At 64.7% G+C, this 26,312-nt stretch carries 25 protein-coding genes; 10 read left to right on the plus strand and 15 right to left on the minus strand.

All coding sequences use genetic code 11. From position 1 onward, the window contains the following. From F9K20_RS00005 to rpsT, 3 genes are all read right to left on the minus strand, one after another. Window positions 1–469, minus strand: a 469-nt coding sequence (locus F9K20_RS00005) for a DnaA N-terminal domain-containing protein (RefSeq protein WP_290996744.1), incomplete at its 3' end; no start/stop codon positions are given. Between the two features lie 131 nt (window positions 470–600). Next, the gene (locus F9K20_RS00010) at window positions 601–1,077 is read right to left on the minus strand and encodes a rhodanese-like domain-containing protein (protein WP_367115816.1); all 477 of its coding nucleotides are present in this window, start codon (window positions 1,075–1,077) and stop codon (window positions 601–603) included. Between the two features lie 601 nt (window positions 1,078–1,678). After that, window positions 1,679–1,945: a 30S ribosomal protein S20 gene (rpsT, locus tag F9K20_RS00015; protein ID WP_290996745.1), complete on the minus strand. Its 267-nt coding sequence runs from the start codon at window positions 1,943–1,945 to the stop codon at window positions 1,679–1,681. Between the two features lie 411 nt (window positions 1,946–2,356). On the opposite strand from rpsT, the gene F9K20_RS00020 reads away from it, so the two are divergent. Beyond that, entirely contained in the window at window positions 2,357–2,941 is a 585-nt protein-coding gene (locus F9K20_RS00020) for a bestrophin family ion channel (protein ID WP_290996746.1), read from the plus strand. Window positions 2,942–2,980: 39 nt separating this feature from the next. After that, entirely contained in the window at window positions 2,981–3,595 is a 615-nt protein-coding gene (locus F9K20_RS00025; protein WP_290996747.1) for a hypothetical protein, read from the plus strand. Here the strand turns inward: F9K20_RS00025 and mutM are convergent. Beyond that, window positions 3,592–4,452: a bifunctional DNA-formamidopyrimidine glycosylase/DNA-(apurinic or apyrimidinic site) lyase gene (gene mutM, locus F9K20_RS00030; RefSeq protein ID WP_290996748.1), complete on the minus strand. Its 861-nt coding sequence runs from the start codon at window positions 4,450–4,452 to the stop codon at window positions 3,592–3,594. The genes F9K20_RS00025 and mutM overlap by 4 nt on opposite strands. A gap of 77 nt (window positions 4,453–4,529) precedes the next feature. Here mutM and ubiE point away from each other — a divergent pair, with 77 nt between their 5' ends. Both ubiE and F9K20_RS00040 read left to right on the plus strand, forming a co-directional pair. Continuing rightward, window positions 4,530–5,300 carry a bifunctional demethylmenaquinone methyltransferase/2-methoxy-6-polyprenyl-1,4-benzoquinol methylase UbiE gene (ubiE, locus tag F9K20_RS00035; protein WP_290996749.1) on the plus strand — a complete coding sequence of 257 codons (771 nt, stop codon included), beginning with the start codon at window positions 4,530–4,532 and terminating at the stop codon, window positions 5,298–5,300. A gap of 391 nt (window positions 5,301–5,691) precedes the next feature. Beyond that, window positions 5,692–6,726, plus strand: a complete 1,035-nt coding sequence (locus F9K20_RS00040; RefSeq protein ID WP_367115817.1) for an acyltransferase family protein — start codon at window positions 5,692–5,694, stop codon at window positions 6,724–6,726. 44 nt (window positions 6,727–6,770) lie between these two features. Here F9K20_RS00040 and F9K20_RS00045 read toward each other — a convergent pair whose 3' ends face one another. The 4 genes from F9K20_RS00045 to F9K20_RS00060 all read right to left on the minus strand — a co-directional run bounded on the left by F9K20_RS00045 (window position 6,771) and on the right by F9K20_RS00060 (window position 11,037). Beyond that, the gene (locus F9K20_RS00045) at window positions 6,771–8,219 is read right to left on the minus strand and encodes a DUF2793 domain-containing protein (RefSeq protein ID WP_290996751.1); all 1,449 of its coding nucleotides are present in this window, start codon (window positions 8,217–8,219) and stop codon (window positions 6,771–6,773) included. An 80-nt stretch (window positions 8,220–8,299) separates the two neighbouring features. Next, entirely contained in the window at window positions 8,300–8,989 is a 690-nt protein-coding gene (gene rpe / locus F9K20_RS00050) for a ribulose-phosphate 3-epimerase (RefSeq protein WP_290996752.1), read from the minus strand. A gap of 95 nt (window positions 8,990–9,084) precedes the next feature. After that, window positions 9,085–9,960, minus strand: coding sequence for a phosphoribulokinase (locus F9K20_RS00055; RefSeq protein ID WP_290996753.1), 876 nt, complete (start codon window positions 9,958–9,960; stop codon window positions 9,085–9,087). A 36-nt stretch (window positions 9,961–9,996) separates the two neighbouring features. Beyond that, window positions 9,997–11,037, minus strand: coding sequence for a class 1 fructose-bisphosphatase (locus F9K20_RS00060; RefSeq protein ID WP_290996754.1), 1,041 nt, complete (start codon window positions 11,035–11,037; stop codon window positions 9,997–9,999). 346 nt (window positions 11,038–11,383) lie between these two features. Between F9K20_RS00060 and F9K20_RS00065 the strand changes: the two genes are divergently transcribed. Further along, window positions 11,384–12,397, plus strand: coding sequence for a hypothetical protein (locus F9K20_RS00065; protein WP_290996756.1), 1,014 nt, complete (start codon window positions 11,384–11,386; stop codon window positions 12,395–12,397). On the opposite strand, the gene F9K20_RS00070 is transcribed toward F9K20_RS00065, so the two are convergent. The 4 genes from F9K20_RS00070 to F9K20_RS00085 form a co-directional block, all read right to left on the minus strand. Continuing rightward, a complete protein-coding gene (locus F9K20_RS00070) occupies window positions 12,328–13,677 on the minus strand; it encodes a UDP-glucose/GDP-mannose dehydrogenase family protein (protein WP_290996757.1) in 1,350 nt (449 codons plus the stop codon). The two genes, F9K20_RS00065 and F9K20_RS00070, sit on opposite strands and share 70 nt — an antisense overlap. Before the next feature lie 149 nt (window positions 13,678–13,826). Beyond that, window positions 13,827–14,564 (minus strand): proteasome-type protease, encoded by a 738-nt coding sequence (locus F9K20_RS00075; protein WP_290996758.1) that lies wholly within the window; start codon window positions 14,562–14,564, stop codon window positions 13,827–13,829. A 53-nt stretch (window positions 14,565–14,617) separates the two neighbouring features. Further along, window positions 14,618–15,445: a transglutaminase family protein gene (locus tag F9K20_RS00080; protein ID WP_290996759.1), complete on the minus strand. Its 828-nt coding sequence runs from the start codon at window positions 15,443–15,445 to the stop codon at window positions 14,618–14,620. 168 nt (window positions 15,446–15,613) lie between these two features. Continuing rightward, window positions 15,614–16,561, minus strand: a complete 948-nt coding sequence (locus F9K20_RS00085) for an alpha-E domain-containing protein (protein WP_290996760.1) — start codon at window positions 16,559–16,561, stop codon at window positions 15,614–15,616. Window positions 16,562–16,611: 50 nt separating this feature from the next. On the opposite strand from F9K20_RS00085, the gene F9K20_RS00090 reads away from it, so the two are divergent. Next, window positions 16,612–16,989: a four helix bundle protein gene (locus F9K20_RS00090; protein WP_290996761.1), complete on the plus strand. Its 378-nt coding sequence runs from the start codon at window positions 16,612–16,614 to the stop codon at window positions 16,987–16,989. Between the two features lie 17 nt (window positions 16,990–17,006). Here F9K20_RS00090 and F9K20_RS00095 read toward each other — a convergent pair whose 3' ends face one another. From F9K20_RS00095 to F9K20_RS00105, 3 genes are all read right to left on the minus strand, one after another. After that, complete coding sequence (locus F9K20_RS00095; protein ID WP_290997116.1) at window positions 17,007–18,401, minus strand: circularly permuted type 2 ATP-grasp protein; 1,395 nt, start codon at window positions 18,399–18,401, stop codon at window positions 17,007–17,009. A gap of 365 nt (window positions 18,402–18,766) precedes the next feature. After that, on the minus strand, window positions 18,767–20,443 hold the full coding sequence (locus F9K20_RS00100) for a formate--tetrahydrofolate ligase (RefSeq protein ID WP_290996762.1): 1,677 nt from the start codon (window positions 20,441–20,443) through the stop codon (window positions 18,767–18,769). Between the two features lie 348 nt (window positions 20,444–20,791). Further along, a complete protein-coding gene (locus F9K20_RS00105; protein ID WP_290996763.1) occupies window positions 20,792–21,787 on the minus strand; it encodes a DMT family transporter in 996 nt (331 codons plus the stop codon). 151 nt (window positions 21,788–21,938) lie between these two features. Between F9K20_RS00105 and F9K20_RS00110 the strand changes: the two genes are divergently transcribed. The 4 genes from F9K20_RS00110 (at window position 21,939) to F9K20_RS00125 (ending at window position 26,301) form a co-directional block, all read left to right on the plus strand. Next, entirely contained in the window at window positions 21,939–22,892 is a 954-nt protein-coding gene (locus F9K20_RS00110; RefSeq protein ID WP_290996764.1) for a cation diffusion facilitator family transporter, read from the plus strand. A 118-nt stretch (window positions 22,893–23,010) separates the two neighbouring features. After that, window positions 23,011–23,610 carry a response regulator transcription factor gene (locus tag F9K20_RS00115; RefSeq protein ID WP_290996765.1) on the plus strand — a complete coding sequence of 200 codons (600 nt, stop codon included), beginning with the start codon at window positions 23,011–23,013 and terminating at the stop codon, window positions 23,608–23,610. A 380-nt stretch (window positions 23,611–23,990) separates the two neighbouring features. Further along, on the plus strand, window positions 23,991–25,205 hold the full coding sequence (locus tag F9K20_RS00120) for an aminotransferase class V-fold PLP-dependent enzyme (protein WP_290996766.1): 1,215 nt from the start codon (window positions 23,991–23,993) through the stop codon (window positions 25,203–25,205). A gap of 136 nt (window positions 25,206–25,341) precedes the next feature. Continuing rightward, window positions 25,342–26,301, plus strand: coding sequence for a CoA ester lyase (locus tag F9K20_RS00125; RefSeq protein ID WP_290996767.1), 960 nt, complete (start codon window positions 25,342–25,344; stop codon window positions 26,299–26,301). The last annotated feature ends 11 nt before the right edge of the window (window positions 26,302–26,312 follow it).

Genomic DNA, 26,312 nt, shown 5'->3' on the forward strand with positions numbered 1-26,312 from the left:
GGCCGGACTCGACCTGGGCGCCGTTGCGGGCGCCGTTCGTCGGCTCGGCCGCCGCGGCCGCCTCGGCCTCGGCGCGCGCGCTGGCGCTGTTACCGGGCTGACGCAGTACGACCTCGACCTTCTCCGCACCTTTGAACTCGGCGCGACAGCAGGCGAGCAGATCCTCGGAGTAATGCGACTGGATCCAGGTTCGCAGGAACTTGACCGGGACAGAGAACTTGACCGTGCCGGCCTCGAAGCTCTCGAAGTCGAGCGCATTGAACCAGCTGGTGAAGATGTCGTCGCCGAGCCGCGCGCGCAGCATGGCCCGCACCTTCTGGCCGCGCTGCTCTTCTGGGTTCGTTGCCGTTATTGCCGGAGAGGGACTGGGAGTGGTCGCGTTGGTGGTCGTACGTTCTTCGAGTCCGTTGGAAGCTGCGCCCGCAAAGCCGCCCGCAACGGCACGTTCCGCCTTTTGAATCGTCTGCATGTGTGAAACCCCCGCTACTTTTGGAACTTTTTCGACTTGCACCTCAAAGTCCCCTGGACAAAGACCGACCGTCGCCCTCCGCCGCCGCGGCTGCGCAATTGGTCCAGTTCAGGTCTTCCGAAACGGGTGCGCTAACCTTGCACCCAAGCTAAGCCGGCCGCCTTCCAGCCGGCGACCTGCCCTCGATGACGGTCGGCGTCGAGAGGCCCCTCGAAGCCGTCCGCCACATTCCTGCATCGTCGATAGCCGGCGCTCGCCATGGCTTCCGCTGCCATGCGACTGCGCGCGCCGGATCGGCAGATGAAGAACAACTCGCTATCTTTGGTGGCGCCCGCCGCATCGAGCGCTTTGGTCATCCGTTCCGAAAAGCCCGCATCGATTTTGCTTTCGGGGCACGTCTGCCATTCGACCGTGAGCACCCGCTTGCCGATCTCGTTGAGATCGGGGAGGCCCACGAACGTCCACTCCGCTCGCGTCCGCACGTCGATCAGAACTGAACTCGCGTCCTTTGCGAGGTGTGCCCAGACCTCTTCCACAGGCACGTCCTCGATGTGGACGACTTCCAACGACTGCACCTTCGTCCTCCACTCACAGACCGCGCTGAACAACGCGCCTCAGAACGGCCTGCTCACACAATCAACGAAGACTGGAGAAAACAACCCCTCGGCTCTCCAGGCAAGCGCCCAGAAAGATACGCACGAAACGCACATAAGCTACGATGAAACCAGGGACGCGACACTGTACAAAACCTGGCGGCGACTGGCGCTGGAACGCTGGATAAATCCAAGCGCGTCGACCGTCAGAACCGTATCCCTTAACGCTGCCTTAAGCAAGCGTAACAGGTGCACGCGCGGCTGGTTGCAGAGGTTCGCGCAAGCCTGATGAAGCAGTGGAAATCCTGTGAGTTCGCCGCAGCTCTTGTGGATAGCCAGCTGAGCAAGTTCATGATTTCCAAGGCTCGCGCGCACGCCTTGGCGCGCAGAGAAACTTGTCCTCTGGTACGTCGCCAAAACGTCATTTTCCATTTGGGCCGGGAGCGCGCTTAAGCGCGATGAACGGGCCGGCGGCCCGGGCCACGACGCTCAAGCGCCGCGGAATCCGTCACTTAGGTCTGTTTAAGACTCGTGTGGTGACGGTGGATGGTGCGGCGATGCTGTTGCGAACATACCGCACCCCGGTTTGGAGTAGCCCCGTCGAGAGGCCTCGCTCTCAGTTCGACATCGCCTTGACGCGCGCGCTGAGGCGCGAAACTTTGCGGCTCGCCGTCTTCTTGTGCAGCACGCCTTTCTGCGCCGTGCGTGCGAGCACCGGAGCGGCCTCGCGCAGCGCTTTCGCCGCTGCATCCTTGTTGCCCGCCGCGATTGCCTCCTCGACGGAACGTACAGCAGTGCGCGCGCGCGACGTGCGGGCCTTGTTCACTTCCGTGCGGCGGACTGCCTGGCGTGCCGCCTTCTTTGCCGACTTCGTATTGGCCATGTCGTACTTCCTCTCGCTCACCCGCCGTCGATCGACGGCGGGCGCTGCCACCCGTGCAGCTCATCTCCAAATGCGCTAGTGTGATGATCGAGAAATTCGCCATCATCGGCGGCAGGGTGCCGAGCGAATTTCTCGATCTGAATCACACTAGCAGAGCTATGATTCTAGTGTCCCTTTAGATTCCGAAGTTCGCTCCCTACCCAGCCGTAAACTGGGGCGAACTTCGGAATCGGGACACTAGCCGCCCGAAACGTGGAGCTCCGAGCGGCCTCAAGAGGCGATCCTATAGACGCCGCAAAGTGTAGGGTCAACGGCGCTGCCCGCCTGTTAAGCGGCTCATGGGCTTGCCAGAACCGCCTCTCCGGGTTCTCCTGGCGGACGCATCGAGGGGCTCGGGAGGCAAGGGGCGGCATGACTTCGATCTGGCTTTGGGTTGTTGCACTGGCAGTCGGCACGGCCACCGCATCCATCGCGGCCGCCATGGGGGGCCAGAACGTGCATATGGCCCTCACCGCACTCGTCTGCCTCGCATTTGTGGCGCTCGCGATCTGGGAGCGTCAGCGGCTGGTGGCCAGCGGAGGCAGCGCGCCGGCTCTTGCCAGTACGACCGCCAACTCCATGGCGCTGGTATGGGCGTGGGCGGCGCTCAGCATGCTGCTCACCTACCGCTTCGTGCTGAGCTGGCACGAGTGGTGGCAGTACGTGCTCGCCGCCGGCGCTGTCGCCGCGCTGTGCCTGTTCTTCGCTTCCATGATGTCGAAGGACGCCACCGCGGGGCGACAGGACGACACGCTTCTTAACATCGCCCGCTATCTCACCATCGGGCAGCTCGCCGGCATGGTCATTGCGATGATCGGCATGATCATCGACAACAAGATGCCACGCGATCCCAGCGAGCCCGACTGGGCGGCCAACGCTATCTTCTTTTTCGGCGCCGCCGCGCTAGCGGCGATCAGCGCGAATGCGCTATGGGGACCGGCGCCGCGACGCGCCTGACGGGCATCGCTCGATGCGCGACCGACGATGAGTGCTGGGATGCCCTTGAGACCGATGCTGCCGATACTGCTGCTCGCCTTCGCCATGAGTATCCTCGTCTGCGTGCTGGCGGCAGCGCGCGGCTCGGCAGTGACGCTGGCGTTGGCGGCGGCGCTATTCGCCCTGCAGGTTTTTTTCGTGCTGCTGCGTGTCAACGTTCCACTCTGGCTAGCAGGCGATGCACCAGCAGCGTGTGTTGATTGGGCGTGGAGCAACACCATGCTCGCCGCCATCGTCTACGCCTGGGGTGCTGCGGCGATGTTCAGCATCTACACGCTGTCGGGCCTTTCCTGGCAGCACTGGTGGCAGTACGGGGCCGGCATGGCGCTGCTCGCCCTGGCGGCATTGCTGTGCGCCAGATACCTGGCGAGCAACCGCGCAGCTCTTGCATCATCGAAGTCGCTCGCCATCCTAGCCGCCGTAACGGCGGCCCAGGCCATCGCCGTCGGCATTGCGCTCGCCTATCTCGTCGCGTCCGGCAAGCTGGCGACCGCCAAGGCGGATTGGGCAGCCAATCACGTCTTCATCGCCGGCGGCGTCGCCATTGGTCTGATCTCGCTCGTCTCGTTGGTGACCTATCGGCGGCTCGCCGTCGCTCCGCAAGCGAGCGTCTAGCGCTGGCAGCGCGAGCAATAGAAGGTCGAGCGCCCGGCCTGCACGCAGCGGCGCACCGTGCCGCCGCAACCCTTGCGCGGGCAGGGCTTACCCTCGCGGCCATAGACGGCAAACGAATGCTGGAAATTGCCCAGCTCGCCGTTGGCCTGGCGGTAGTCGCGCAGCGATGACCCGCCGGCCTTGATGGCGTCCTCGAGCACGGCCCTTATCGCTGGCACCAGCGCCCGCGCGCGCTCGTTCGGCTGGCCGGCCTTGCTGGCGATGCTCGCCGCGCCGCGCTTCGGCGACAGCCGGGCGCGATAGAGCGCCTCGCAAGCATAGATGTTGCCGAGCCCGGCGATGATGCGCTGGTCGGCGAGAAAGGGTTTCAGCGCCATTCTTTTGCCACGTGCCCTGAGCGCGAGATGCTCGGGTGTCAGGGCTGCGCTCAGCGGCTCGATGCCGAGATGATGCAGGAGCGGATGCTCGTCGAGCTCCTTCTCGGCAATGAGCATCATGAAGCCGAACCGGCGTGGGTCGTTATAGGTTACGGAGCCGCCGTCCTGCATGTGGAAGACGACGTGGTCGTGCAAAGCGCGCTTGAGGCTCGGCTCATCGTTAACAGGGGCATGCACGGTGAAACATCCGGTCATGCCGAGATGCATCAGCAGAACGTTTCCTCCGGAGAGATGCGCCAAGAGATACTTGCCCCGCCGCTCCAATCGCTCGACCCGGCGCCCGCGCAACTGGACGGGGAAATCCTTCGGCAACGGAAACCTGAGGTCGGGCCGGTGCTGCTCGATGCGCCGGAAAGCCTTGCCTTTGAGTGCAGGCTCGAGGCCACGCCGCACGATCTCGACTTCCGGAAGCTCAGGCATTTGCGGGCGTTCGTGTCGCTGGGGGGAGGTGGTGGCCAGCATAGCGCCCGGCGCCTGGCTTAGCTATTGTCGCTCGCATGAGCGATCCCTCCCCGCAAGATACCTCGACCACCTTCGGCTTCCGCAGCGTCGACGAGCGCGAGCGCCAAGGCCTCGTCAATCGCGTGTTCGCCACCGTCGCCGAGCGCTACGATCTGATGAACGACCTGATGTCGGGCGGCCTGCACCGCCTATGGAAGGACGACCTCATCGCGCAGCTCAACCCGCCACGCGACCAGCGGGCCTTCCGTCTGCTCGATGTGGCCGGCGGCACGGGCGACGTCACTTTGCGCTACGCTCGCGCCAGCGGACCCAATGCCTCGGCGGTATTGTGCGATATCAGTCCCGAGATGATCGCCGTCGGACGGCGGCGCATAGAGGAGGCGGGTCTCACCGCGCGCATCACCTTCGCCGAGGGCAACGCCGAGGCGCTGCCGTTCCCCGACCGCTCGTTCGACGCCTACACCATCGCCTTCGGCATCCGCAACGTGACGCACATCGACAAGGCGCTGGCGGAAGCATTTCGCGTATTGAAGATCGGTGGCCATTTCCTGTGCCTGGAATTCTCCGAGGTGCAGGTCCCGATCTTGGACCGCCTATACGATTTCCATTCCTTCGAGGTGATCCCGCGGCTGGGTCAGGCGATTGCCGGCGAGGCGGCGCCTTACCGCTATCTTGTCGAGAGCATCCGCAAGTTTCCCAATCAGGAGAAATTCGCGGCGATGGTGCGCAGCGCCGGTTTCGACCGCGTCAGCTACCGCAATCTGACCGGCGGCGTCGCCGCCATTCATTCCGGCTGGAAGATCTGAAACTCGGGCACAACTGGCGCTGGCGGTTATTTGGTCGCCGATCGGGCCACGTATTCCGCCCTCCAGCCCGCCAAATGAGTGACAAATCGGCATCGGCCCGACGCCAGAATAACGTGGTCGCCAGCCGCGAATTGCCCGCTTCAGCGACCGCCGGCGGCGCCACGATGAGCGCCCTTTTGCGAAGCCCTAAGCACACGGATTGCCGCCCCTAATTTGAGGTTGAGTGTCTTTCATCGTCCATTTCGATTTCCTCCGATCGATGGCCGAATAGCCTCTATTCGAGGCGCCCACCAATGTCCGAACGCAATGAAATGAAAGGCGCGAAACGCTTGCGACCTTGCTGAGACGTGGCTAGCGTTGCACCCAGCGGGGGCTCCGGGGGGAGCCTTTTATGTTGGAAGTAGCGCGTTTTGTGCTCTCGCTGTTTGTTGCCCAGGCCCATCTTTTTCCGCTTGGTGCTCCATGGATAGCGTGGATGGCCGTATTCGCCTTCTACGTATTGTCGGGCTATCTGATTACACGCGTCCTCAATACGCACTACATGGTGGACAGATTCAGCTGGGGAGGCTTCGGCGCCTTCGCGCTCAACCGCGTTCTCAGACTATGGCCGGCCTATCTCCTCGTGTGCGTGCTGAGTGCCCTGCTCGTCGAGCGCGCACCACTGACCGCTGCGCAGTGGCTCACCAACCTCAGCGTCGTCGGCATCGTCGGGGTTGACTATCTGCACATGGCGTCGTTCCCCGAATTGGCGCCGAATGCATGGTCCCTGTCGATCGAGCTCGTCTGCTACGCACTCCTTGCCTTCGGCTTTGCACGCAGTCCACGCGCGCTGCTCATGTTCGCGCTCCTTGGGGCGGTGGCTCTGACGGCATCGACGGGCGCCTGTACGTGGCGCGGCACGGAGCTGTATGCGCCCTACTGCTTTCAGAACCGATACGGCGTGCTGCAGGCGGGATTCATTCCCTTCGCCGCCGGCGGTCTGATCTATTTCTACGAGCGGCGCGCAATGGCATTCGCACAACGGTGGATAGCGCCGATTGCGGCGGCCGGTGCGGCCGTCGTACTGCTCGTAGCGTTCAATCCGGCGCTTCAGTTCACGCTAGCGCCATTTGCCGGCGGTGCATTCGCAGCGCTGTTCCTGGCATGGGCGCTGGCGCGCGACTTCTCGACGCCCATCACCTACTTCTTGGGGCGCGCCTCTTACCATGTGTTCATCTCACATTACGCCATCAGCCGTGTTTTGACGCAGGAGCTGCAATGGGAGCGCGACAATCCCGTGCTCTTAATGGTCACGCTGTGCGTGGCACTGCTCCTGGGCTTCTTTCTGATCGCGCCGTTAGAGCGGCGCATCGATGCAGTGCGTACCGCCGTGCGCGAGCGTGCCGGCTCCGTCGGCGCGCCGAGGCCTGCGCTGGCGCCTGGCTGAGCGGCTGTTCCGTAGCTCGTGGTTCTGCTCCCCCCACGCTCGCATCACGCGTATACGCCGCCGCTTGCCGTGCTGCCCGCACTGCTGCCGGGCAAGCCGTTCGCGCCAAGACCGTTCGTCTGGATGAGGGACAGATATTCCGCCGTGTAGCGCACGCCCGTCGCCGCCCCCGAGAAGGTGTTGCCGGCGATGTAGATGGTTGCGTGCCGGGAGGCCCAGGCGAAGCCGGCGCCGCCGAAGTTGGGCGTGCCCGTCAGCGTGACGGTGATGTTCTCCACGTAGATGACCGCCCCGACGAAGGCACCCATGTGCGCGGCGCTGGAGCTGCCCGATATGGAATAGTTGCCCGTCGCCGTGACCTGGGCGCCGCCGCCGATGTTCATGTGCAGCGAGGTCGAGGCGCCGAACTCCAGCTTCTGGAACTTCAGCGCCCCCGGCGCGCCGATGTGGATGCAGCTCGCCCCGCCGCCGGTGGTCGTCAACTTCAGGCCGCGCAGGTGCCAGGTGCCGGTCCAGGCGTTGAAGGCGCTGAAGCACGGGCTGCCCGACACCGAGACTATGATGTTGGCCGGCGTCGTCTCGTCGCCGACGATGATGCACTGGGTGCCGAGAAAGCTCTTGAGGGTGTTGGCGCCACTATAGGTTCCGGCACCGATTTGGATGGTGGGCGTGTAGACGCTGCAGTCGATGCTGCAGACGGTGTCGATCGCCTTTTGGACGGTGGCGAAGGCGCCGCCGGAGCTGTTGGAGAGCCCGTCGTTGGCGTCGTTGCCGTCGGTGCGCACGTAGTAGGTGCGGTTGCCCGTGAGCACCTCGCGTCCGCCGCCGCCGCCCAACGAGGTGAATGGAAACGACACTGAGCCGGTCGAGCGGTTGATCAGGATCGCTTCTTTCCACGTCGAGCCGTCGGCACTCACCTTGAGATGAAAATCGTCGTCGCCACTGAGGCCGAGCTCGGCCCGCCCCGAGAATGCGTCCTGATAGAGCAGGCTTGCCGTGTCGCTGGCCGACGCCTTGTTGATCTTGAGCTGGTGTCCGTCGCCATCGTGATTGAGCAAGGTGGCGTCGGACGCAACGGCGAGGCGGTTGGTTGCATCGGCCGTGGCATTGATGCCGAGCGTCGTGAAGCTGCCGCTGCCACCCCCGCCGCTGCCCGTCGTCAGCGCGGTCCAGACCGATCCGTCCCACACGACGGCCACATCCTCGTCGGCCACCCAGGCGATCCAGCCTTCGCCCGGCGCATAGAACATCCACGCGCCGTCCTGATATGCGGCGATGCTGCCGGCGTGGCCGCTCCACGCGCCGGTCGGACTTGCGCCGACGATGTAGCGCGCGCCATCGGCTGGAGAGGCGGGCGGCGCCGTCAAATCGCGGTCGAGGACGCCGAGCTGCACGATGGCGTCGAGGGCGCGGATGGCCTCGTTATGTGTGACGTGCTTCTGGGATTGGGCCGCCAGGATGTACGGCAGGCCGAGGTTAGGCGATTCGTCCACGCGTTCCTCGCAGCGACTTGCGTTGCGCGAGGATACGCACGGCGCCATACACCGAGGATAAGTGCGCGCGGAGGCGTCGATCAGGCCGCCGCTTTACCGCGCGCCGCGTCTGCCGCCTTGCGGATGGCGGCAATGTTCGCGGCGTAGGCTTCGCGCGTGCCGCCCTTGAACACGGCCGATCCAGCGACCAGCACGTTGGCACCTGCGGCGGCGACGAGGCCAGCCGTCTCGGGCGTGATCCCGCCGTCCACCTCGATATCGATCGGCCGCGTGCCTATCATCGCCTTGACGCGGCGGATCTTGTCGATGACGGCGGGAATGAAGCTCTGACCGCCGAAGCCCGGATTGACGGTCATCAGCAGCACCAGGTCGAGGCGGTCGAGCACGTAGGCGATGGCGGTCTCGGGTGTGCTGGGGTTGAGCGCCACACCCGCCTTCTTGCCGAGCGCCTTGATCGTCTGCAGCGTGCGGTCGAGGTGCGGCCCGGCTTCCGGGTGCACGGTGATGTAATCGGCGCCCGCCTCGGCGAAGGCCTCGAGGTATGGGTCCGCCGGAGCAATCATCAGGTGCACGTCGAAGACTTTCGCCGAATGCGGACGCAGCGCCTTCACCACCGGCGGCCCGAAGGTGATGTTGGGCACGAAATGACCGTCCATCACGTCGAGATGTATCCAGTCGGCGCCGGCGCTCTCGACCGTCGCGACCTCCTCTTTCAGCCGGCTGAAGTCGGCCGCAAGGATCGACGGGGCAATCGTCACGGGTCGGGCCATGAACACGTCCTCTGCAGCCTCACGGGCGAGGCTTCCATTCTAGCGGCATTGGTGGCACGCGTCGCGTCGGCGGCGTGGCCTGTGCAAAACCGTCTCTACGACGCGCGGCGCCGACGCTCCACCAGCGTCAGGATGTGCGGCGTCAGGATGAGCTGCATCGCGAGGTCGAGTTTGCCGCCGGGAATGACGATGGAGTTGGCGCGCGACATGAAGCTATCCGGGATCATCGACAGCAGATACGGGAAGTCGATGCCGCGCGGATCGCGGAAGCGGATGACCACCATCGACTCATCGGGCGTCGGGATCCAGCGCGCAATGAATGGATTGGAGGTGTCTACGGTAGGCACGCGCTGGAAGTTGATGTCGGTTTCGGTGAACTGCGGGCAGATGAAGTTCACGTAGTCCGGCATGCGCGTCAGGATCGCTTCGACCGCCTCATCGTGCGAGTAGCCGCGCGCCGACTGGTCGCGAATGAGCTTCTGGATCCACTCGAGATTGATCACCGGCACGACGCCGATCTTGAGGTCGGGGTGCCTGGCGACGTTCACCTTCGGCGTCACCACCGCACCGTGCAGCCCCTCGTAGAAGAGGAGATCGGTGCCGCGCGGCAGATCCTGCCATGCCGTAAAAGTCCCGACCGGTGCGCCGTATAGCAACGATTCTTGTTCGTCGTGAATGTATTGGCGTGTGCGGCCACGGCCGCTCTCGCCGTAGGTGCGAAAGACTTCCTCGAGCTCGGCAAGGAGATTGGCCTCTTCGCCGAAATGGCTGAAGTTGTTGTTGCCCCTGAGGCGCGCCTCGACGATCGCCTGCTCCATCTCGGCGCGGCCATAGCGATGGAACGCGTCGCCCTCGATGAAGGCGGCGGTGATGTGCTCGCGCCGAAAGATGTTCTCGAACGTCTGACGCACCGAGGTGGTGCCGGCGCCGGAAGAGCCTGTGACCGAGATGATAGGATGCTTGGTTGACATGGCGGTGGGGAGACTGCCTTAAAATTCTTGATTTATTTAGAACCGCAGCAGGCCACGGCGGCTGAACAGCGGCGAGCGCTCGCCGCGGATCTGCAACCCGTCGTGTAGACGCGCCACATGCTCCACCTCGTTGCGCGACCCGGCGACGAGCGGGACGCGCTGGTGCAGGGAGGTGGGCTTGACCTCGAGGAGCCGCTCGCGCCCCGTCGACGCTGCCCCGCCTGCCTGCTCGATGACCCAGGCCATGGGATTGGCCTCGTAGATCAGCCGCAGGCGCCCATCGCGGAAGCCGCGTCGCTGATCGCCGGGATAGAGGTAGATGCCGCCGCGCGAGACGATGCGATAGATGTCGGCGACCGGCGAGCCGGTCCAGCGCATGTTGAAGTCGCGCGCGCGCGGACCCTCTTTGCCGCGCCGGCAATCCTCGACGTAGGTGCGGATCGGATCGTCCCAGTGCCGCGAGTTGGAATCGTTGATGGCGTACTCGCTGGTGCGCAGCGGTATTTCCACCTTCGGGTGCGTGAGCAGAAACGTCCCCGTGCGGCGGTCGAGCGTGAAGATCTGCGTACCGGCGCCGACCGTCACCACCAGCACGGTCTGCGGGCCGTAGACGAAGAAGCCGCCTGCGAGTTGATTGACCCCCGGCTGCAGAAATGCCGACGGATGCTCGTTGTGCTCTAGGGCCGGCAGAACCGTGAAAATGGTGCCGATCGAGGCGTTGGCGTCGATATTCGACGAGCCATCGAGCGGATCGACCGCCACGAGCAACGGCGCCTTTGCGTCGAGCAGCAGCGGCGCGTCCATCTCCTCGGAGGCCACGGCCGCGACCGGCGCTCCGCGCAAGACGTCGACGATGCGGTTGTTGGCGAGCAGGTCGATCTCCTTCTGCTCGTCCACGTCGCCTTTTTTTCCGGTCAAACGGCCAAGCGGCCCTGCCAGCGCCCCCTGGCCTACTAGCTCGGCCATCTCAATGGCCGCCGTTGCCAGCGCGTTCACCGTCGCCGCTATGGCGAGGCGCGCCGGCCGGTTGGCTGCCCACGCGGCAAAATAGGCTGCAAGCGACTGTGGCTGGTTCATTCTCAGGCCGTCCCCTTGCGGCATCCGCTGCCGCTGGCTTCCGGGCCGTTGTCGGCCGCATGTTTCGTTCTATGCCATGACCATCGAAGGTGATCGAGAGCGCAGAGCTTTTTTGCTTATAGGCACGTGAGTTACCGGATTGCGAGGCTAATCGGGCCATACGCGCGGCGCGGTTTTCCCGCTCTATCGATGCATGGTCGCTTGACCGCTTAGAAACCCTAATTCAACCTAAAGTAGCATATCGCAGCGACTGCCCGCGCCGCCTACTGCTCAATGGATGCGTCCCGGCCGCCTGCCGAGGAAGTCTATGCCAGACGGCCAACTGACGGGCGGTAAAAGAAAATCTATGCCTCGCCTGACGCGGCTGCTCGGTCGCCGGCAACTCCTGATGCTGGTGCTATGCACCGCCGGCATCAACATCCTCGCCCTCACCGGCCCCCTATACATGCTGCTTCTTTACGGCCGCGTGCTGCCCTCGCGGGACACCGACGAGCTGCTTACGCTGACCCTCCTCATGCTGGCGCTCTATGCCCTCAGCGCGTTGCTCGACGTCACGCGACAGCGCGTCTTTGCGCGCTGCGCCCTCCGCGTCGATCGCTGGCTGATCGCAGGCGCGGCGAGGCACATGCGATCGAGACCTGTCCACGATCTCGACCAGATCCGCGCCTTCCTGATCGGCCACGGACCATCTGCGCTATGCGATCTACCATGGCTGCCCTTCTACCTAGCGGCCATGTTCCTGCTGCATCCGCTGTTTGGACTTCTCGCAGCGGGCGCCGCCCTGTCCGTCGCCGGCTGCCTGCTCGTCGCCGAGCGAATGACCGGCGAGCCGGCGCAACGCGCGGCACGGACAGCGGAGCAGCGCTGGAAGGTGGCGGCCGCTCTCATCCGCGAGGCTGGCTGCCCGGCTCCCGCAAACCGGCAAGCATGGATTGCGCTCAACGCGCGCTTACGCGATGAGCAGGACGCGGCGGCAAGGCCGGCCATGATGGCAGCGGCGGTCGTTCGCGCGCTGCGCCCAGCATTGCAGTCGGCAATGCTCGGCCTCGGCATCTATCTCGCGATGGTCGGCGCTTGTGCCGATACCAGCATCCTCGCCGCCGCGATCGTCCTGCCGCGCGTGCTCGCCCCGCTGGAAATGGCAATTGCGCATTGGCGGAGCTTCAAGGCGGCACGCCGAAGCGCGGCAAGGCTTCACAGCCTGATGCCCCAATCGCCACCCCTGAGCGCGCGGCCACCGTCTTCGGCCACCCGAGGCGGCGTGCACATCATCTTGCGCAAGCGCAGCGATCAGGCGCGCAGCGCCAGCGGCGCCGGGGCAAGGTCGATGTCCTCCGGCTTGCGGCCGACGGCGGAGTAGCGGAAGCCGGCGGCGTGCGCCAGGTCGGCGGTGAAGACATTGCGCAGATCGACGAGAACGTCGCCGCGCATTCTCGCTTTCGCCGCCTTGAGGTCGAGCGCGCGAAACTCGTTCCACTCGGTAACCGTGACGAGGACATCGGCGCCCGTCGCCGTCTCCAGCGCGCTCTCGCACCACACGACGCCAGGCAGCAAGGGATCGGCCTGACGCCGCCCCTGCGGGTCGCAGGCGCGCACCGTAGCCCCGCGCTCCTGCAGCATCGGCACGATAATGAGGCTCGGCGCATCGCGCATGTCGTCGGTGTTCGGCTTGAAGGTGACGCCGAGAATGGCGATGGTCTTGCCGCGCACCGATCCGCCGGCGGCGCCCTCGATGCGATGTGCCATGGCGATCTTGCGCTCGTCGTTGACGCGCTGCACCTGCTCGACGATAGACACCGGCGACTTGTTCTCGCGCGCCGTGCGAATGAGCGCCGATACGTCCTTGGGGAAGCACGAGCCGCCATAGCCTGGGCCGGGATGCAGGAACTTGTCGCCGATGCGACCGTCCTTGCCGATGGCCGAGGCGACCTCCTGCACGTTGGCGCCGACCTGCTCGCAAAGATCGGCAACCTCGTTGATGAAGCTGATCTTGAGGGCCAGGAAGGCATTCGCGGCGTATTTCGCCAACTCGGCCGACTCCCGGCCGACGAACATCACCGGCGCGTTGCGCAGGGCGAGCGGCTTGTAGAGGCGCCCCATCAGCTCGCGCGCGCGCTCGTCGTCGGTGCCGACCAGCACGCGGTCCGGATGCATGAAATCCTGAATGGCGGAGCCTTCGCGCAGGAACTCGGGATTGGAGCAGACGGCGAAGTCGCCGTCGGGGCGCGCGGCGCGCAGGCGGCGCTCGATCTCGCGGCTGGTGCCGACGGGCACCGTCGACTTGGTCACGATGGCGGTGAAGCCCTTGAGGTGCGGCGCGATCTCCTCGACGGCGGCATGCACATAGGAGAGATCGGCATAGCCGTCGCCGCGGCGCATCGGCGTGCCCACCGCCAGCAGGATGACGTCGGCGTTCTTCGCCGCCGGGCCGAGGTCGTCGGTGAACAAGAGGCGGCCGGCCTGCATGTTACGTTGCAGGAGATCATCGAGGCCCGGCTCGTAGATCGGCGACTTGCCGTCCTTCAGCTCGGCCAGACGCTGCGGATCCTTGTCGACGCAGGTAACCGTCCAGCCGAACTCCGAGAAGCAGGCGGCCGACACGAGCCCGACGTAGCCGGCGCCAATCATGCAAATGTTCAAGACGTCCTCCGCAGCTACTGCCCTTAGCGGCGTTCAACGCTCACGACGCGACCGAAGCCGGAGCCAGTATCGCGCTAGCCTAACCGCAGTTACGTGACAATTGCGGCGTAAGCGCACCTTCCCGGCAACAATCGAGCTGGCGCCATGGCCTAAACATTGAATTCTTCGATCTTGGTGAAGGCCTCGCGCAGCGCCTCCGACCAGGCTTGCGACAGTTTCTTGAAGTACTCGTCGTCCTGGTGGATGCGCTTCTCGCGGCGAACCTCGAGGCTATCGCGCTCGTACAACAGGATGTCGATCGGCATGCCCACCGACAGGTTGGAGCGCAGCGTCGAATCGAAACTGAGCAGGATCAGCTTCGCCGCCTGGCCGAGGCGCATCGTGGGCTGCGCCACGCGATCGAGAATAGGCTTGCCGTACTTGTGCTCGCCGATTTGGAAGTAGGGCGTGTCATCTGTCGCCTCGATGAAGTTGCCCTCCGAATAGATCTGGAACAGGCGTGGCGGCTCGGAGCCGATCTGGCCGCCAAGGATGAAAGAGCCGGCAAAGCCCGTCTTTGTCGCTTCCAGAGCCGCCCCGTCGATCGCCCTGATGCTGCGCACCGCATCGCCCACGAGGCGCGCGGCGCGGTACATCGTCGGCACGTTGTAGAGATTTATGGAGTCGGGATCCTCCTCGCGCTCGACGAGCTGCTCGTTGAGCAGGCTGACGACCGACTGGGTCAACGACAGATTGCCGGCCGCCAGGAGCACGAGCACGCGCTCACCCGGGTTGCACCAGTAATGGATCTTGCGGAACTGCGCGATGTTGTCGACGCCGGCGTTGGTACGCGTGTCGGCGGCGAAGACGAGCCCGCGATTGAGCCGCAATGCCACGCAGTAGGTCATCTGCCAGTCCCCGCGTCGTTAGCCAAGTCGCCCCGCGCCCCGGCCTCGCGGGGTCACTGCTGCTGGGCGCTGCTTTGCTGCTGGACTTCCACGAAGACGTCAAGGACCTCGTCGACGCCGCCGCGCCGGTTGCCGGTAATAGGCGCGGCCGAGGCCGCATCCAGCCCGCAGCCCAGCCTGACATAGCGGTCGGTGGGGCATAATTGGTTAGCGGGATCGAAGCCGAGCCAGCCGAGGCCATCGATGAGGACCTCGGCCCAGGCGTGCTGGGCCTCGGAGGCGAACTCGCCGCTGGTCACGAAGTATCCACTCACGTAGCGCGCCGGCATGCCCATCAGCCGCGCTGCCGAAATGAACACGTGCGCATGGTCCTGGCAGACGCCGCGCCCGTCCTTCAGCGCCTCGGCGGCACTGGTGTGGGCGTTCGTCGCACCTACCGCATACTTCACCCGCTCACCGACGGTCTGCATCAGCTCGTGCAGCCGGTCGATGGGGTCGGGGGCCTTGAGACCGGCTACCAGCTCGCGAATGGCGTCGTCGGCCGCCGTCTTCGCCGTCTCCCGCCGGAACAGGCGCCCGGGCGCCACCTCGGTGAGGCCGCGCACGAACCCCGCCTTGTCCTGCGTCTCGACCGTGCCGCGCGCGATGATGGCGATCTCGGAGTGCGGGCGCGGAATGGAGACGAGGTGCGAGACGTTGCCGAACGCGTCGCGAAAACGCACGGCCTTCTCGATCTCCGGCATCTCGGCGCGCCAGCTCAACACGCACTGCCCCTCGAATGAGGGCGGGGTCAAACGCAGGGTGTGAATGCTGTAGAGCGCCGGCGTGGCGTACGTGTAGCGCGTCACGTGGCCGATAGAGACGAGCACTAGTGCCCCCATTCCGAAGTTCGCCTGTGCTCGCAGGCTATGTGGAGAGCGAACTTCGGAATGATAAGGGGCACTAGAATCATAGCTCTGCCAGTGTGATTCACATCGAGAAATTCGCTCGATACCCAGCCCCTCATGTATGCGAATTTCTCGATCACCACACTGGCCCCGTGACCCTTGCTAGCCATTGAAGTGGTAAGCCTCGGCGACCTCATTTCCCAGCCGGTTGTTGCGCACGATGAAGTCCTCGATGAACTCGTGCAATCCCGATTGGAAGATGTCGTCGATATCGCCCTGGGCGAGCAGCCGGCGCGTCGCCGACGCGGTCTCGTGGCATATCGCTTTGGCGCCGTAGAGCTCGGCGAGATCGTCGAGAGAGGTGTTGATCTCGTCGTAGCAGGAGCGCAGCGAGCGGGGCATGGCCTGGTTGAGGATGAGGTACTCGGCAATGCGCCAAGGGCGGTAGTTCTCCTTGTACACCCAGCGATAGCTGCGGTGCGCCGATACCGAGCGCAGGATGGCGCCCCATTGCACGTTGTCCACACCGCCGCCCACCATCTCGATCTGCGGCAGCAGCACGTAATATTTCACGTCGAGGATGCGCGCCGTGTTGTCGGCGCGCTCCAGGAACGTGCCGAGCTGGCTGAAGAAGAACGTATCGTTCCTCAGGATCGTGTTCAGCAAGGCGCCGCGATAGAGCGCCGAGCGTGAGCGCACCCAGTCGAGGATGCGCGGCAGCTCGCCCGCCGTGACGCTCGAAGGATTGATATTCGAAAACTCGATCCACGCGGAGTTGAGGCTTTCCCACATGTCGCGCGTCAGCGAGGTGCGCTGAGCTCGCCCATTGCGCCGCGCCGCGGCGAGGCATGACTTGACGCTCGATGGGTTGGAGAAGTCGAACAACAGATAGTTGATCACGTCGCGCGTAGTGAGCGTTTCGAACTTCGAGAAATAACCTTGCGCGCACCCGGCGCTGGCGAGCGTCGAGCGCCACTCCTCGTGCGTGCCGTCGCCGTCGCGCGGCAACAGCACGATGCGGTAGCCGACCTCGGTTAGCCGCGCCATATTCTCGGCGCGCTCCACGTAGCGCGCGAGCCAATAAAGGTCGTTGGCCGTCCGTCCTAGCATGCTAGATATCTGGTTTCAGGGGCCAGGGGCCAGGTTTCAGGGGGCTGGCTTTGAGTATTCAATCGTATCGGGATTTGTTGGTGTGGCAGAAGGCGATGCGCCTTGCTGCGGAATCGTATCGCCTTGCAGGGCTCTTGCCGAGGGCTGAGGAGTACCGCCTGACAGGCCAACTTCTGCGCGCGGCAGCTTCGGTGCCAGCCAATATCGCCGAAGGGCATTCCCGAGGAACCCGAAAGGACTATGCCAATTTCATCTCCATTGCGCGTGGCTCGCTCGCGGAGACAGAGACAATCCTCCTCCTGCTGGTGGACGTCGAGCTGCTCAGAGATGAACAAGTGCGGGCCTCGCTGGAACTCTGTGCCGAGACAGGGCGAATGCTGAATGCGCTGCTCGGGCGCCTGCGAGGCACGTTGAAACCTAATCCCTGAAACCTGGAACCTCATCGCTAGTCCTGCAGAACCCAGGTGTCCTTCGTGCCGCCGCCCTGGCTCGAGTTGACGACGAGTGAGCCGGCCCGTAGCGCGACGCGGGTCAGGCCACCGGCCGTGAGCCGCACCTCGTCGCCGAACAATACGAACGGACGCAGGTCGAGATGGCGCGGTGCCACCCCGGCTTCGACCAGCGTCGGGCAGGTCGACAGCGACAGCGTCGGCTGCGCGATATAGTTGCTGGGGTTGGCCTCGAGCTTGCGCCGGAAAGCCTCGATCTCGGCGCTCGATGCGGTCGGGCCGACCAGCATGCCGTAGCCGCCCGAGCCGTGCACCTCCTTCACCACCAGCTCCGGCAGGTGCTCCAGTACGTACTTCAGATCGTCGGGCTTGCGGCAGTTGTAGGTGGGCACGTTCTGCAGGATCGGCGCGCGCCCCGTGTAGAACCTGATGATCTCCGGGATGTAGCTGTAGATCGCCTTGTCGTCGGCGATACCACCGCCGGGCGCGTTGACGATGGTGACGCGCCCGGAGCGGTAAAGGTCAAAGAGGCCGGGCACGCCGAGCACCGAATCCGGCCGGAACACCAGCGGGTCCAGGAAGTCATCGTCGATGCGCCGGTAGATCACGTCGATCCGGCGCGGGCCCTGCGTCGTCTTCATCTGCAGGTAGCCGTCCATGACCTGAAGATCGTGGCCCTCGACCAGCTCGACGCCCATCTGGTCGGCGAGGAAAGAGTGCTCGAAGTAGGCGCTGTTGTACTGGCCGGGCGTCAGCAGGGCGATGGTCGGCTCGCCTTCGAGTCCGCGCGGGGCGACGCTCTCCAGCGTCTTCAACAGATGCTCAGGATAGTTCTCGACCGGCGCCACGCGATTCTTCGCGAACAGGTCGGGGAACATGTGCATCATCGTCTCGCGGTTCTCGAGCATGTAGGAGACGCCCGAGGGTGTGCGCGTGTTGTCTTCCAGCACGAAGAAGTCGTTCTCGCTGGTGCGCACGATGTCGATGCCGATGATGTGGCTGTAGATGCCGAGCGGCGGCTCGACGCCCATCATCTCCGGCACGAACGCCGAGTTGGCGACGATAAGCTCCTCCGGGACCTTCCCCGCCTTGATGATCTCCTGCCGGTGATAGATGTCGTACATGAAGGCGTTGAGCGCGCGCACGCGCTGCTCGATGCCGGCGGTCAGTCGCCGCCACTCGGCCGCCGAGATGATGCGCGGGATGATGTCGAACGGGATCAGCCGCTCGGCGGCTTCCTCGCTGCCATAGACGGCGAAGGTGATGCCGGTGCGGCGGAACATCGTCTCCGCCTCGAGCAGCTTTTGCTTCAGGTCATCGAGGCGCTGCGTGCCGAGCCATTCGGACACGGCCTGATAAGGTGTGCGCACACCGTCGCCGGCGCCGTTCATTTCATCAAAAGCCTTGCGCGTTACCGCTTCGGCTTTGATCAACGTCTGTTCCTGCCGCAACTTCCGCCCCGATTGCCAAGCTAGTGTGATGATCGAGAAATTCGCCATCGTCAGCGGCGAGGTATCGAGCGAATTTCTCGATCTGAATCACACTAGAAGCATATGGTTCTAGTGTCCCGGTTCCCAAGTTCGCCGGTGCTCGCTACTTGGGCGGGAGCGAACTTCGGAACCATTAGGGACACTAGCCCGCATCATGCCCGCAAACTGCGAGAAGTGGCAGCAAATCGTACATAGAACGCTGCCTTATGTGCGTGCATTTGCCTTGAGAATCGGCAAACGGAACGGGGCGGTTTAGGCCCCGCCCGTCAGAACAGTCCCTCGATCTGACCATCGGCATTGAGCCGGATCGCCTCGGCCGCCGGAACGCGGGGCAGCCCCGGCATGGTCATGATCTCGCCGGTGATGACGACAACGAACTCGGCGCCGGCGGAAAGGCGCAATTCGCGCACCGGCACCACGTGCCCGACGGGAGCGCCGCGTCGGTTGGGATCGGTGGAGAACGAATACTGTGTCTTCGCCATGCACACGGGCAGCTTGCCGAAGCCGCCGGCCTCGAGATCCTTGAACGCTGTTTCGACGGACGCGTCGCAGGCGATATCCGAGGCGCGATAGATCTCCGTGGCGATGGTCTTGACCTTGTCGCGCAACGGCATGTCGTCCGGATAGAGCGGCCTGAAGGCCGAGCGCCCACCGTCGGCGAGCTCGACCATGTGACGCGCCAGCGCTTCGGCGCCGGCGCCGCCATCGGCCCAGTGTGTGCAGACGAAGGCGCGCGCGCCGAGGCTCTCGGCAGCCTTCATCACCTCCTGCATCTCGGCGTCGGTATCGGTGACGAAGCGGTTGATGGCGACCGCCACCGGCACGCCGAACTTCACCATGTTCTCGAGGTGCTGCTTGAGATTCTCGCACCCCTTGTTCACTGCCAGCACGTTCTCGTTCTTGAGGTTCTCCTTGGAGACCCCGCCGTGCATCTTGAGCGCGCGGATGGTGGCGACGACCACCGCCGCGGCCGGCGTCAGCCCCGCCTTGCGGCACTTGATGTCGAAGAATTTCTCGGCGCCGAGGTCGGCGCCGAAGCCGGCTTCGGTGACGACGTAGTCGGCGAGCTTCAGCGCCGACTTGGTCGCCAGCACCGAGTTGCAGCCGTGCGCGATGTTGGCGAACGGACCGCCGTGAATGAACACGGGATTGTTCTCCAGCGTCTGCACCAGGTTGGGCATCAGCGCGTCTTTCAACAGCACGGTCATGGCGCCATCGGCCTTCAGCTCGCGGGCGCGGATCGGCGTCTTGTCGCGCGTGTAGCCGATGATGATGTTGCCGAGCCGACGCTCCAGATCCTTGAGATCAAGCGACAGGCAAAGGATGGCCATCACCTCGGAGGCGACCGTGATGTCGAAACCGTCCTGGCGGGGGAAGCCGTTGGAGACGCCGCCCAGCGAGTTGACGATGGCGCGCAGCGCGCGGTCGTTCATGTCGAGCACGCGGCGCCAGCCGACGCGGCGCGTATCGAAACCGAGGCTGTTGCCCCAGTAGATATGGTTGTCGATCATCGCCGAGAGCAGATTGTGCGCCGACGTGATGGCGTGGAAGTCGCCGGTGAAATGGAGGTTGATGTCCTCCATGGGTACCACCTGGGCGTAGCCGCCGCCCGCGGCGCCACCCTTGACGCCGAAGCACGGGCCGAGCGAGGGCTCGCGCAGGCACATCATCGCCTTCTTGCCGAGACGGTTGAGAGCATCGCCGAGGCCGACCGTCGTCGTCGTCTTGCCCTCGCCGGCAGGCGTCGGAGTAACGGCCGTGACCAGGATCAGCTTGCCGTCCTTGGCGTCCTTCAGGCTGTCGATGTACTTGAAAGTGACCTTGGCCTTGGTGTTGCCGTAGGGAACGAGCTCTGCGGCCGGAATGCCCACCTTGGCGGCCACCTCGGCGATCGGCTTCATCGTCGCCGCGCGGGCGATTTCAATGTCGGACTTGACGGTCACGGTCTCGTTCCTCCCAAAAGCGCTCTCTTATTGGCCCCCCGATGGACCGCACCACCGGAACCGGCTGAATTCCCGCGCGCCGATATTGTCGGTTCGAACGCGGCGCGCAAGTGGCGACTTCTCGCCGGACGCCAATGCCGCACTAGTGTCCCGATTCCGAAGTTCGCCAGAACTCGCTGCCGGGATCAGGAGCGAACTTCGGAATCAAAAGGGACACTAGAATCATAGACTTGCTAGTGTGATTCAGATCGAGAAATTCGCTCGAAACCTCGCCGTCAATGATGGCGAATTTCTCGATCATCACACTAGAGCTACGCGAGACCGTTAACGCCGGGCCGGCATGGGCAGCTAATCGCGCAGTGTCAGCGGGGCGGCCGTCGCGGGCGGCTCCTGCTTGCGGCCGCGTGCAGCGGCGAGGCGCGCCAGCTTCGTCTCGCGGTGGGTAACGAAGGCCGCGGCGGCAAAGATCGCGATCGCCCCCACCCAGGTCCACCCGTCGATCAATTCACCGAAGACGAGGTAGCCGACCAGCACCGAGAACGGCAGGCGGCTGAAGTTGAACGTCATGGCGAGCGAGGCGTCGGTGACGGCGAAGCCGCGCACCAGCGTCATGTGACCGAGCACCGCGAATAGGCCGAGAAGGACGAGCAGCGGCCAGACCTCGAGCGGCGGCCACGTCCACACGAACAGCGCCGGGACGAGCGATATTGGCGTCAACACGAGATTGGTGATGAACACGATGCGGTCGGCGTCGTCGGCAGCCGTCAGCTGCTTCACCAAGGGACCGATGAGCCCCATCGTCATGGCCGAGACGAGCGCCGCGATCTGGCCGTAGCCGAACACCGAGCCGGTGGGGCGCAGCATGATCATGGCGCCGAGAAATCCGACCAGCAGCGCCGTCCAGCGCTGCACGCCCACATGCTCGCCGAGCAGGAAGATCGCGAACAGGGTGCCGAACAGCGGCGCCAGGAAGCTGATCGCCGTGACCTCGGCGATGGGGAGCAGCGCCAGCGCCTGAAAATAAGTGAGCATCGAAACGAAACTGACGGCGACGCGGTAGCCATAGAGCCGCGGCTGGCTGGTGCGCAGCAGCGACCAGCCGCGATGTGCGAGCAGCGGCAGCATCCACACGACGCAGAAGAAGTTGCGGAAGAACACGACCTCGAGCGGGTGCACACCCGACAGCGCCGCGCTGCGCGCGACGGCAGCGATGCCGACCAGCAGTGCCATCGATGCGGTAACGAGCACGAGCGCCGCCAGCGGGTGGCTGCGGCTGCCCGGATCGCCGCTCCTCCTCAGCGCCGAGGCGAGCGAGCGCAAGTTGTCGCGCGTGCTGGGGGACACTTAACGTCTCGCTTCCTGCTTGGCGGGCCCGGCGGCCGCGGGCTGATCGGCGTGCCAGCGTGCACAATCTCTTTGCCCCAACCTCACCATGGTTGCTGCCGGACAAATTGCCCCGCAATCGATGCTATAGTGACCCGACGAGGAACGGTGCATGGGACACGATCACAGTCACGGGTCACATCAGGGGCATGCTCGTGGTCACGCGCACGACCAGGGCGCCGGCGGCGCGCAGAACGAGCGGCGCTTGTTGTTGGCCGCCATCCTCACCACCGTGACGCTGCTGGCCGAGGCCGCGGGCGGCATCATATCGGGGTCGCTGGCGCTCCTGGCCGACGCCGGTCACATGCTCACCGACGCGGCAGCGCTGGCGCTGGCGTGGTTGGCAGTGCGCTTCGCCCGGCACCCAGCCGACTGGAAGCGCACCTACGGGTTCGATCGCTTCGAGGTGCTCGCCGCCTTCAGCAACGGGCTGGCGCTGTTCTTCATCTCGGCCATGATCTGCTACGAGGCCATCGAGCGCATGTTTCAGCCGGTGGAAGTTTTGGGCGGCACCATGCTCGTCATCGCCGCCGTCGGACTCTGTGTGAACGTCGCAACGCTGCTGATCCTGCGCCACGGCGGCGACGCCAACCTCAACGTCCGCGCCGCCCTGCTGCACGTGATGAGCGATCTCCTGGGCTCGGTGGCGGCAATTGCCGCGGCGGTCATCATCCTGCAGACGGGGTGGACGCCGATCGATCCCATCCTGTCGATCGTGATCACATTCCTCATCCTGCGCAGCGCCTGGCTGATCACCAAGGACGCCGGCCACATCCTGCTGGAGGGAGCGCCGAGCGGCCTCGATGTCCGCGAGGTGCAGAAGGACCTCGAGGCGACGGTCCCCGACGTGCAGTCGATCCATCACGTGCACGCTTGGTCGTTGAGCGAGAACCGCCGCGTCATGACCCTGCACGCGTTGACCTGTGATAGCGTACCCCCGGAACGAGTTGCTGCTGCCATCAAGGCGCGGCTCAAGCAGGCGTTCGGGGTCGTGCACGCGACGGTCGAGGTCGAGCACCGCGATTGCGCCGACACCGCGCACGCGCGGGGCTGCAGCAAGGTGTAGACGCAAGCATTGCGCGCCAAGCCTGCTCTTGACTGTTTTCTTCAGGTTCGTTGCTAGCTATGGGGCAATGGCAGAATCTCACTCCCTATCGAAGATGGGCGATGCTCGGCCCCGGGTCATGATCGCGGATAAAAGCCCGGTCGTGCGCTCGGGGCTGCGCGATTTCATCAACCGCGACGGGCGCTTCGAGGTGCTGGAAGCGCATGCCACGGGCGCGGCGTTCATCGCTGCGGTCGAGCAGCACCCGACCGACATCGGCATTATCGGCTGGTCGCTGCCCGATATGACCGGCGGCGAGGTGCTGTCGGCCCTGAAGCGGCGTCATCTGCCAACACGCATCGTCGTCTACACCGGTGAGCCGGGCAGGGACGTGCTGCGCCAAGCAGTGCGGCTCGGCGCCTGGGGCTTCATCTCGAAGAGCGACGAGCCGTCGGTGCTCGTCGACAGCATCGCCGCCGTCGCGCGCGGACGCATGTCGCTGCCCTACATCGACCTGCAAGCGCTCACGACGGATCCCTTCGCCGAGCTCACCTCGCGCGAGCGCGAGCTACTCACGGCACTCGCCAACGGTTGGACGAATTTGCAGATCGCATCGCGCATCGGCATCTCGCGCAATACGGTCAAGTATCACCTCAAGAACCTCTACGATAAGCTCGGCGTCTCCAACCGTGCCATGGCGGTCGCGCTCTACATGCAGACGACGATGGATCAGCGCTGACGCGCTTGTCGCCATGCCGCGCTGCACAATGCAGGCGCGCACTTTTGCACATTGCGCCGCGAGTCTGAGCCGCTAATGTTTCCCCACGCTGGGACGCGGCGACGCGCGCGACATCCGCCTGGCGAACAGTCGGCAGTGACGTCTGGCGAGATGGGTAGGAGTGACTACCCACAAGCACAGTGAAGCTACTACCCGATAGCGCCCAACGGCTGCCCGATCGGGTGTTGTGGAAGCATCAGTGTAAATGGATGCTTCCGGCCCAGCAGCAAGCAACAGACAGCGGACCCGTCGCCGGGCGCGACGGCGGGCCGCGCATAAGCGCAGAGCGTACGCACGCTGCAGAAACGCGAGATCTGACGGCAATTCGGAGGAAGCACTTAATGCTCGTTACGACGCATCTGTTCATTCCCGGCCCCACCAACGTTCCCGAAACCGTCCGCTCGGCGATGGACATCCGCATGGAGGACATGCGCTCGCCGGAGTTCCCCAAGTTCACGCTGCCGCTGTTCGAGGACGCGAAGAAAGCATTCAAGCTCACCAACGGCCGCGTGTTCCTGTTCCCCTCGTCCGGCACTGGTGCCTGGGAGTCGGCGATCTCCAACACGCTGAACCGCGGCGACAAGGTCCTGATGAGCCGCTTCGGCCAGTTCTCGCTCTTGTGGGTCGACATGGCCCAGCGCCTCGGACTGAACGTTCAGGTGCTCGACGAGGAGTGGGGCACGGGCGTTCCGGTCGAGAAGTACGCCGAAATCCTCGCCGCCGATAAGAACCACGAGATCAAGGCCGTCTTCGCCACCCACAACGAGACCGCCACCGGCGTGACCTCCGACATCGCCGGCGTGCGCAAGGCGCTCAACGACGCCAAGCACCCCGCGCTGCTGTTCGTCGACGGCGTGAGCAGCGTCGGCTGTATCGATTTCCGTATGGAGGAGTGGGGCGTCGACTGCTGCGTGTCAGGCTCGCAGAAGGGCTTCATGCTGCCGACCGGCCTCGGCATCCTCGCCGTCAGCAACAAGGCGCTCGAAGCCAACAAGTCCTCGAAGATGGAGCGCTGCTACTTCTCGTTCGAGGACATGATCAAGAACAACGACCTCGGTTACTTCCCCTACACGCCGGCGACACAGCTCCTGCGCGGCCTGCGCGCCTCGCTCGACCTTTTGCTGGCCGAGGGCCTCGACAACGTCTTCGCCCGCCACAACCGCCTCGCCGAGGGCGTGCGCAAGGCGGTCGCCGCGTGGGGCCTGAAGCTGTGCGCGAAGGAGCCGAAGTGGCACTCCGACACGGTCAGCGCCATCCTCGTCCCCGAGGGCGTCGACAGTGCGCAGGTCGTGAAGACCGCCTACTATCGCTATAACCTTTCGCTTGGCGTCGGCCTCAACAAGGTCGCCGGCCGAGTGTTCCGCATCGGCCACCTCGGTGCGCTCGATGAGATCATGGTCGGCGGTGCGCTGTTCGGCGCCGAGATGGCGATGCGCGATTGCGGCATCGACGTTGTTCCGGGCTCCGGCAGCGGCGCCGCGGCCGAGTACTTCCGCGCCACCACCAAGGCCTCCGCAACGAGCCGTCCGGAGCCGAAGCTGAAGCTCGCGAGCTGATCTCGACAAGAAGCGGCGCCGCTCCTTTGGCGCCGCTTCGCTATACCTTGACGACAAGAGGCGGTTCGGCCCGAAGCCGTTGGCCAAGGCAAACCGCAAGCAGTCAATCAGAAGCCGTTCGAGAGGAACGACCCAGATGAGCTACACCCTTTACCCCCTCCGCAAGTCTCGCCTGCAGCGCAGCGAGCTTGCCGTCCCCGGCTCCAACCCGACCATGATCGAGAAGGCGCTCGTCAGCGCCGCGGACTATGTGTTCCTCGACTGCGAGGACGCCGTTGCGCCGCCCGACAAGGAGCAGGCGCGCAAGAACATCATCCAGGCGCTCAACGATCTCGACTGGCGCGGCGCCGGCAAGACCGTGTCGGTACGCATCAACGGCCTCGACACGCACTACTGCTGCCGCGACGTCGTCGACATCGTCGAGCAGGCCGGCGCCAAGCTCGACACCATTCTCATTCCCAAAGTCGGCACGTATGCCGACGTCTATGCGATCGAAAGCTTCGTCAGCCAGATCGAGGTGGCGAAGGGTCTGCCGAACAAGATCGGCATGGAAGCACTTATCGAGACGCCGCTCGGCATGGCCAATGTCGAATCGATTGCGTCCGCCAACAGCCGACTCGAGGCCATGCACTTCGGCGTCGCTGACTACGCCGCCTTCAACAAGGCGCGCACGGTCGTCATCGGTGGTCTCAACCCCGACTACCCGGGCGACCAGTGGCACTTCGCCCTGTCGCGCATGACGGTTGCCTGCCGCGCTTTCGGCCTCAGACCGATCGACGGTCCGTTCGGCGATTTCTCCGACCCGGCCGGCTACACCGCCGGCGCCAAGCGCGCTGCTGCTCTCGGCATCGAGGGCAAGTGGGCCATCCATCCCTCGCAGATCGAGCTCGCCAACGACGTGTTCTCGCCGACGGCGAAGGAGGTGGAGCGCGCCGAGCGCATCATCGCCGCGCTCAAGGAAGCCGAGGCGCAGGGTAAGGGCGCCGCTTCGCTCGACGGCAAGATGATCGACGCCGCTTCCGAGAAGATGGCGAAGAACCTCATCGCCACCGCCGCCGCCATCAAGGCCTCCGCCGCTGCGCGCAAGGCCGCCTAACCAATCGACTC

The organism is Hyphomicrobium sp. (genome assembly GCF_009026145.1).
Taxonomy (GTDB): Bacteria; Pseudomonadota; Alphaproteobacteria; order Rhizobiales; family Hyphomicrobiaceae; genus Hyphomicrobium_A.

Bases quoted from the DNA above. Each gene is read 5' to 3' on its own strand.
- F9K20_RS00095 (WP_290997116.1), bottom strand. From the start codon at position 18,401: ATGAACGGCGCCGGCGACGGTGTGCGCACACCTTATCAGGCCGTGTCC.
- F9K20_RS00080 (WP_290996759.1), bottom strand. From the start codon at position 15,445: ATGGGGGCACTAGTGCTCGTCTCTATCGGCCACGTGACGCGCTACACG.
- F9K20_RS00020 (WP_290996746.1), top strand. From the start codon at position 2,357: ATGACTTCGATCTGGCTTTGGGTTGTTGCACTGGCAGTCGGCACGGCC.
- F9K20_RS00115 (WP_290996765.1), top strand. From the start codon at position 23,011: ATGATCGCGGATAAAAGCCCGGTCGTGCGCTCGGGGCTGCGCGATTTC.
- F9K20_RS00110 (WP_290996764.1), top strand. From the start codon at position 21,939: ATGGGACACGATCACAGTCACGGGTCACATCAGGGGCATGCTCGTGGT.
- F9K20_RS00085 (WP_290996760.1), bottom strand. From the start codon at position 16,561: ATGCTAGGACGGACGGCCAACGACCTTTATTGGCTCGCGCGCTACGTG.
- F9K20_RS00040 (WP_367115817.1), top strand. From the start codon at position 5,692: ATGTTGGAAGTAGCGCGTTTTGTGCTCTCGCTGTTTGTTGCCCAGGCC.
- F9K20_RS00060 (WP_290996754.1), bottom strand. From the start codon at position 11,037: ATGAACCAGCCACAGTCGCTTGCAGCCTATTTTGCCGCGTGGGCAGCC.
- mutM (WP_290996748.1), bottom strand. From the start codon at position 4,452: ATGCCTGAGCTTCCGGAAGTCGAGATCGTGCGGCGTGGCCTCGAGCCT.
- F9K20_RS00075 (WP_290996758.1), bottom strand. From the start codon at position 14,564: ATGACCTACTGCGTGGCATTGCGGCTCAATCGCGGGCTCGTCTTCGCC.
- F9K20_RS00055 (WP_290996753.1), bottom strand. From the start codon at position 9,960: ATGTCAACCAAGCATCCTATCATCTCGGTCACAGGCTCTTCCGGCGCC.
- rpe (WP_290996752.1), bottom strand. From the start codon at position 8,989: ATGGCCCGACCCGTGACGATTGCCCCGTCGATCCTTGCGGCCGACTTC.
- ubiE (WP_290996749.1), top strand. From the start codon at position 4,530: ATGAGCGATCCCTCCCCGCAAGATACCTCGACCACCTTCGGCTTCCGC.
- F9K20_RS00120 (WP_290996766.1), top strand. From the start codon at position 23,991: ATGCTCGTTACGACGCATCTGTTCATTCCCGGCCCCACCAACGTTCCC.
- F9K20_RS00065 (WP_290996756.1), top strand. From the start codon at position 11,384: ATGCCTCGCCTGACGCGGCTGCTCGGTCGCCGGCAACTCCTGATGCTG.
- F9K20_RS00025 (WP_290996747.1), top strand. From the start codon at position 2,981: ATGCCCTTGAGACCGATGCTGCCGATACTGCTGCTCGCCTTCGCCATG.
- F9K20_RS00125 (WP_290996767.1), top strand. From the start codon at position 25,342: ATGAGCTACACCCTTTACCCCCTCCGCAAGTCTCGCCTGCAGCGCAGC.
- rpsT (WP_290996745.1), bottom strand. From the start codon at position 1,945: ATGGCCAATACGAAGTCGGCAAAGAAGGCGGCACGCCAGGCAGTCCGC.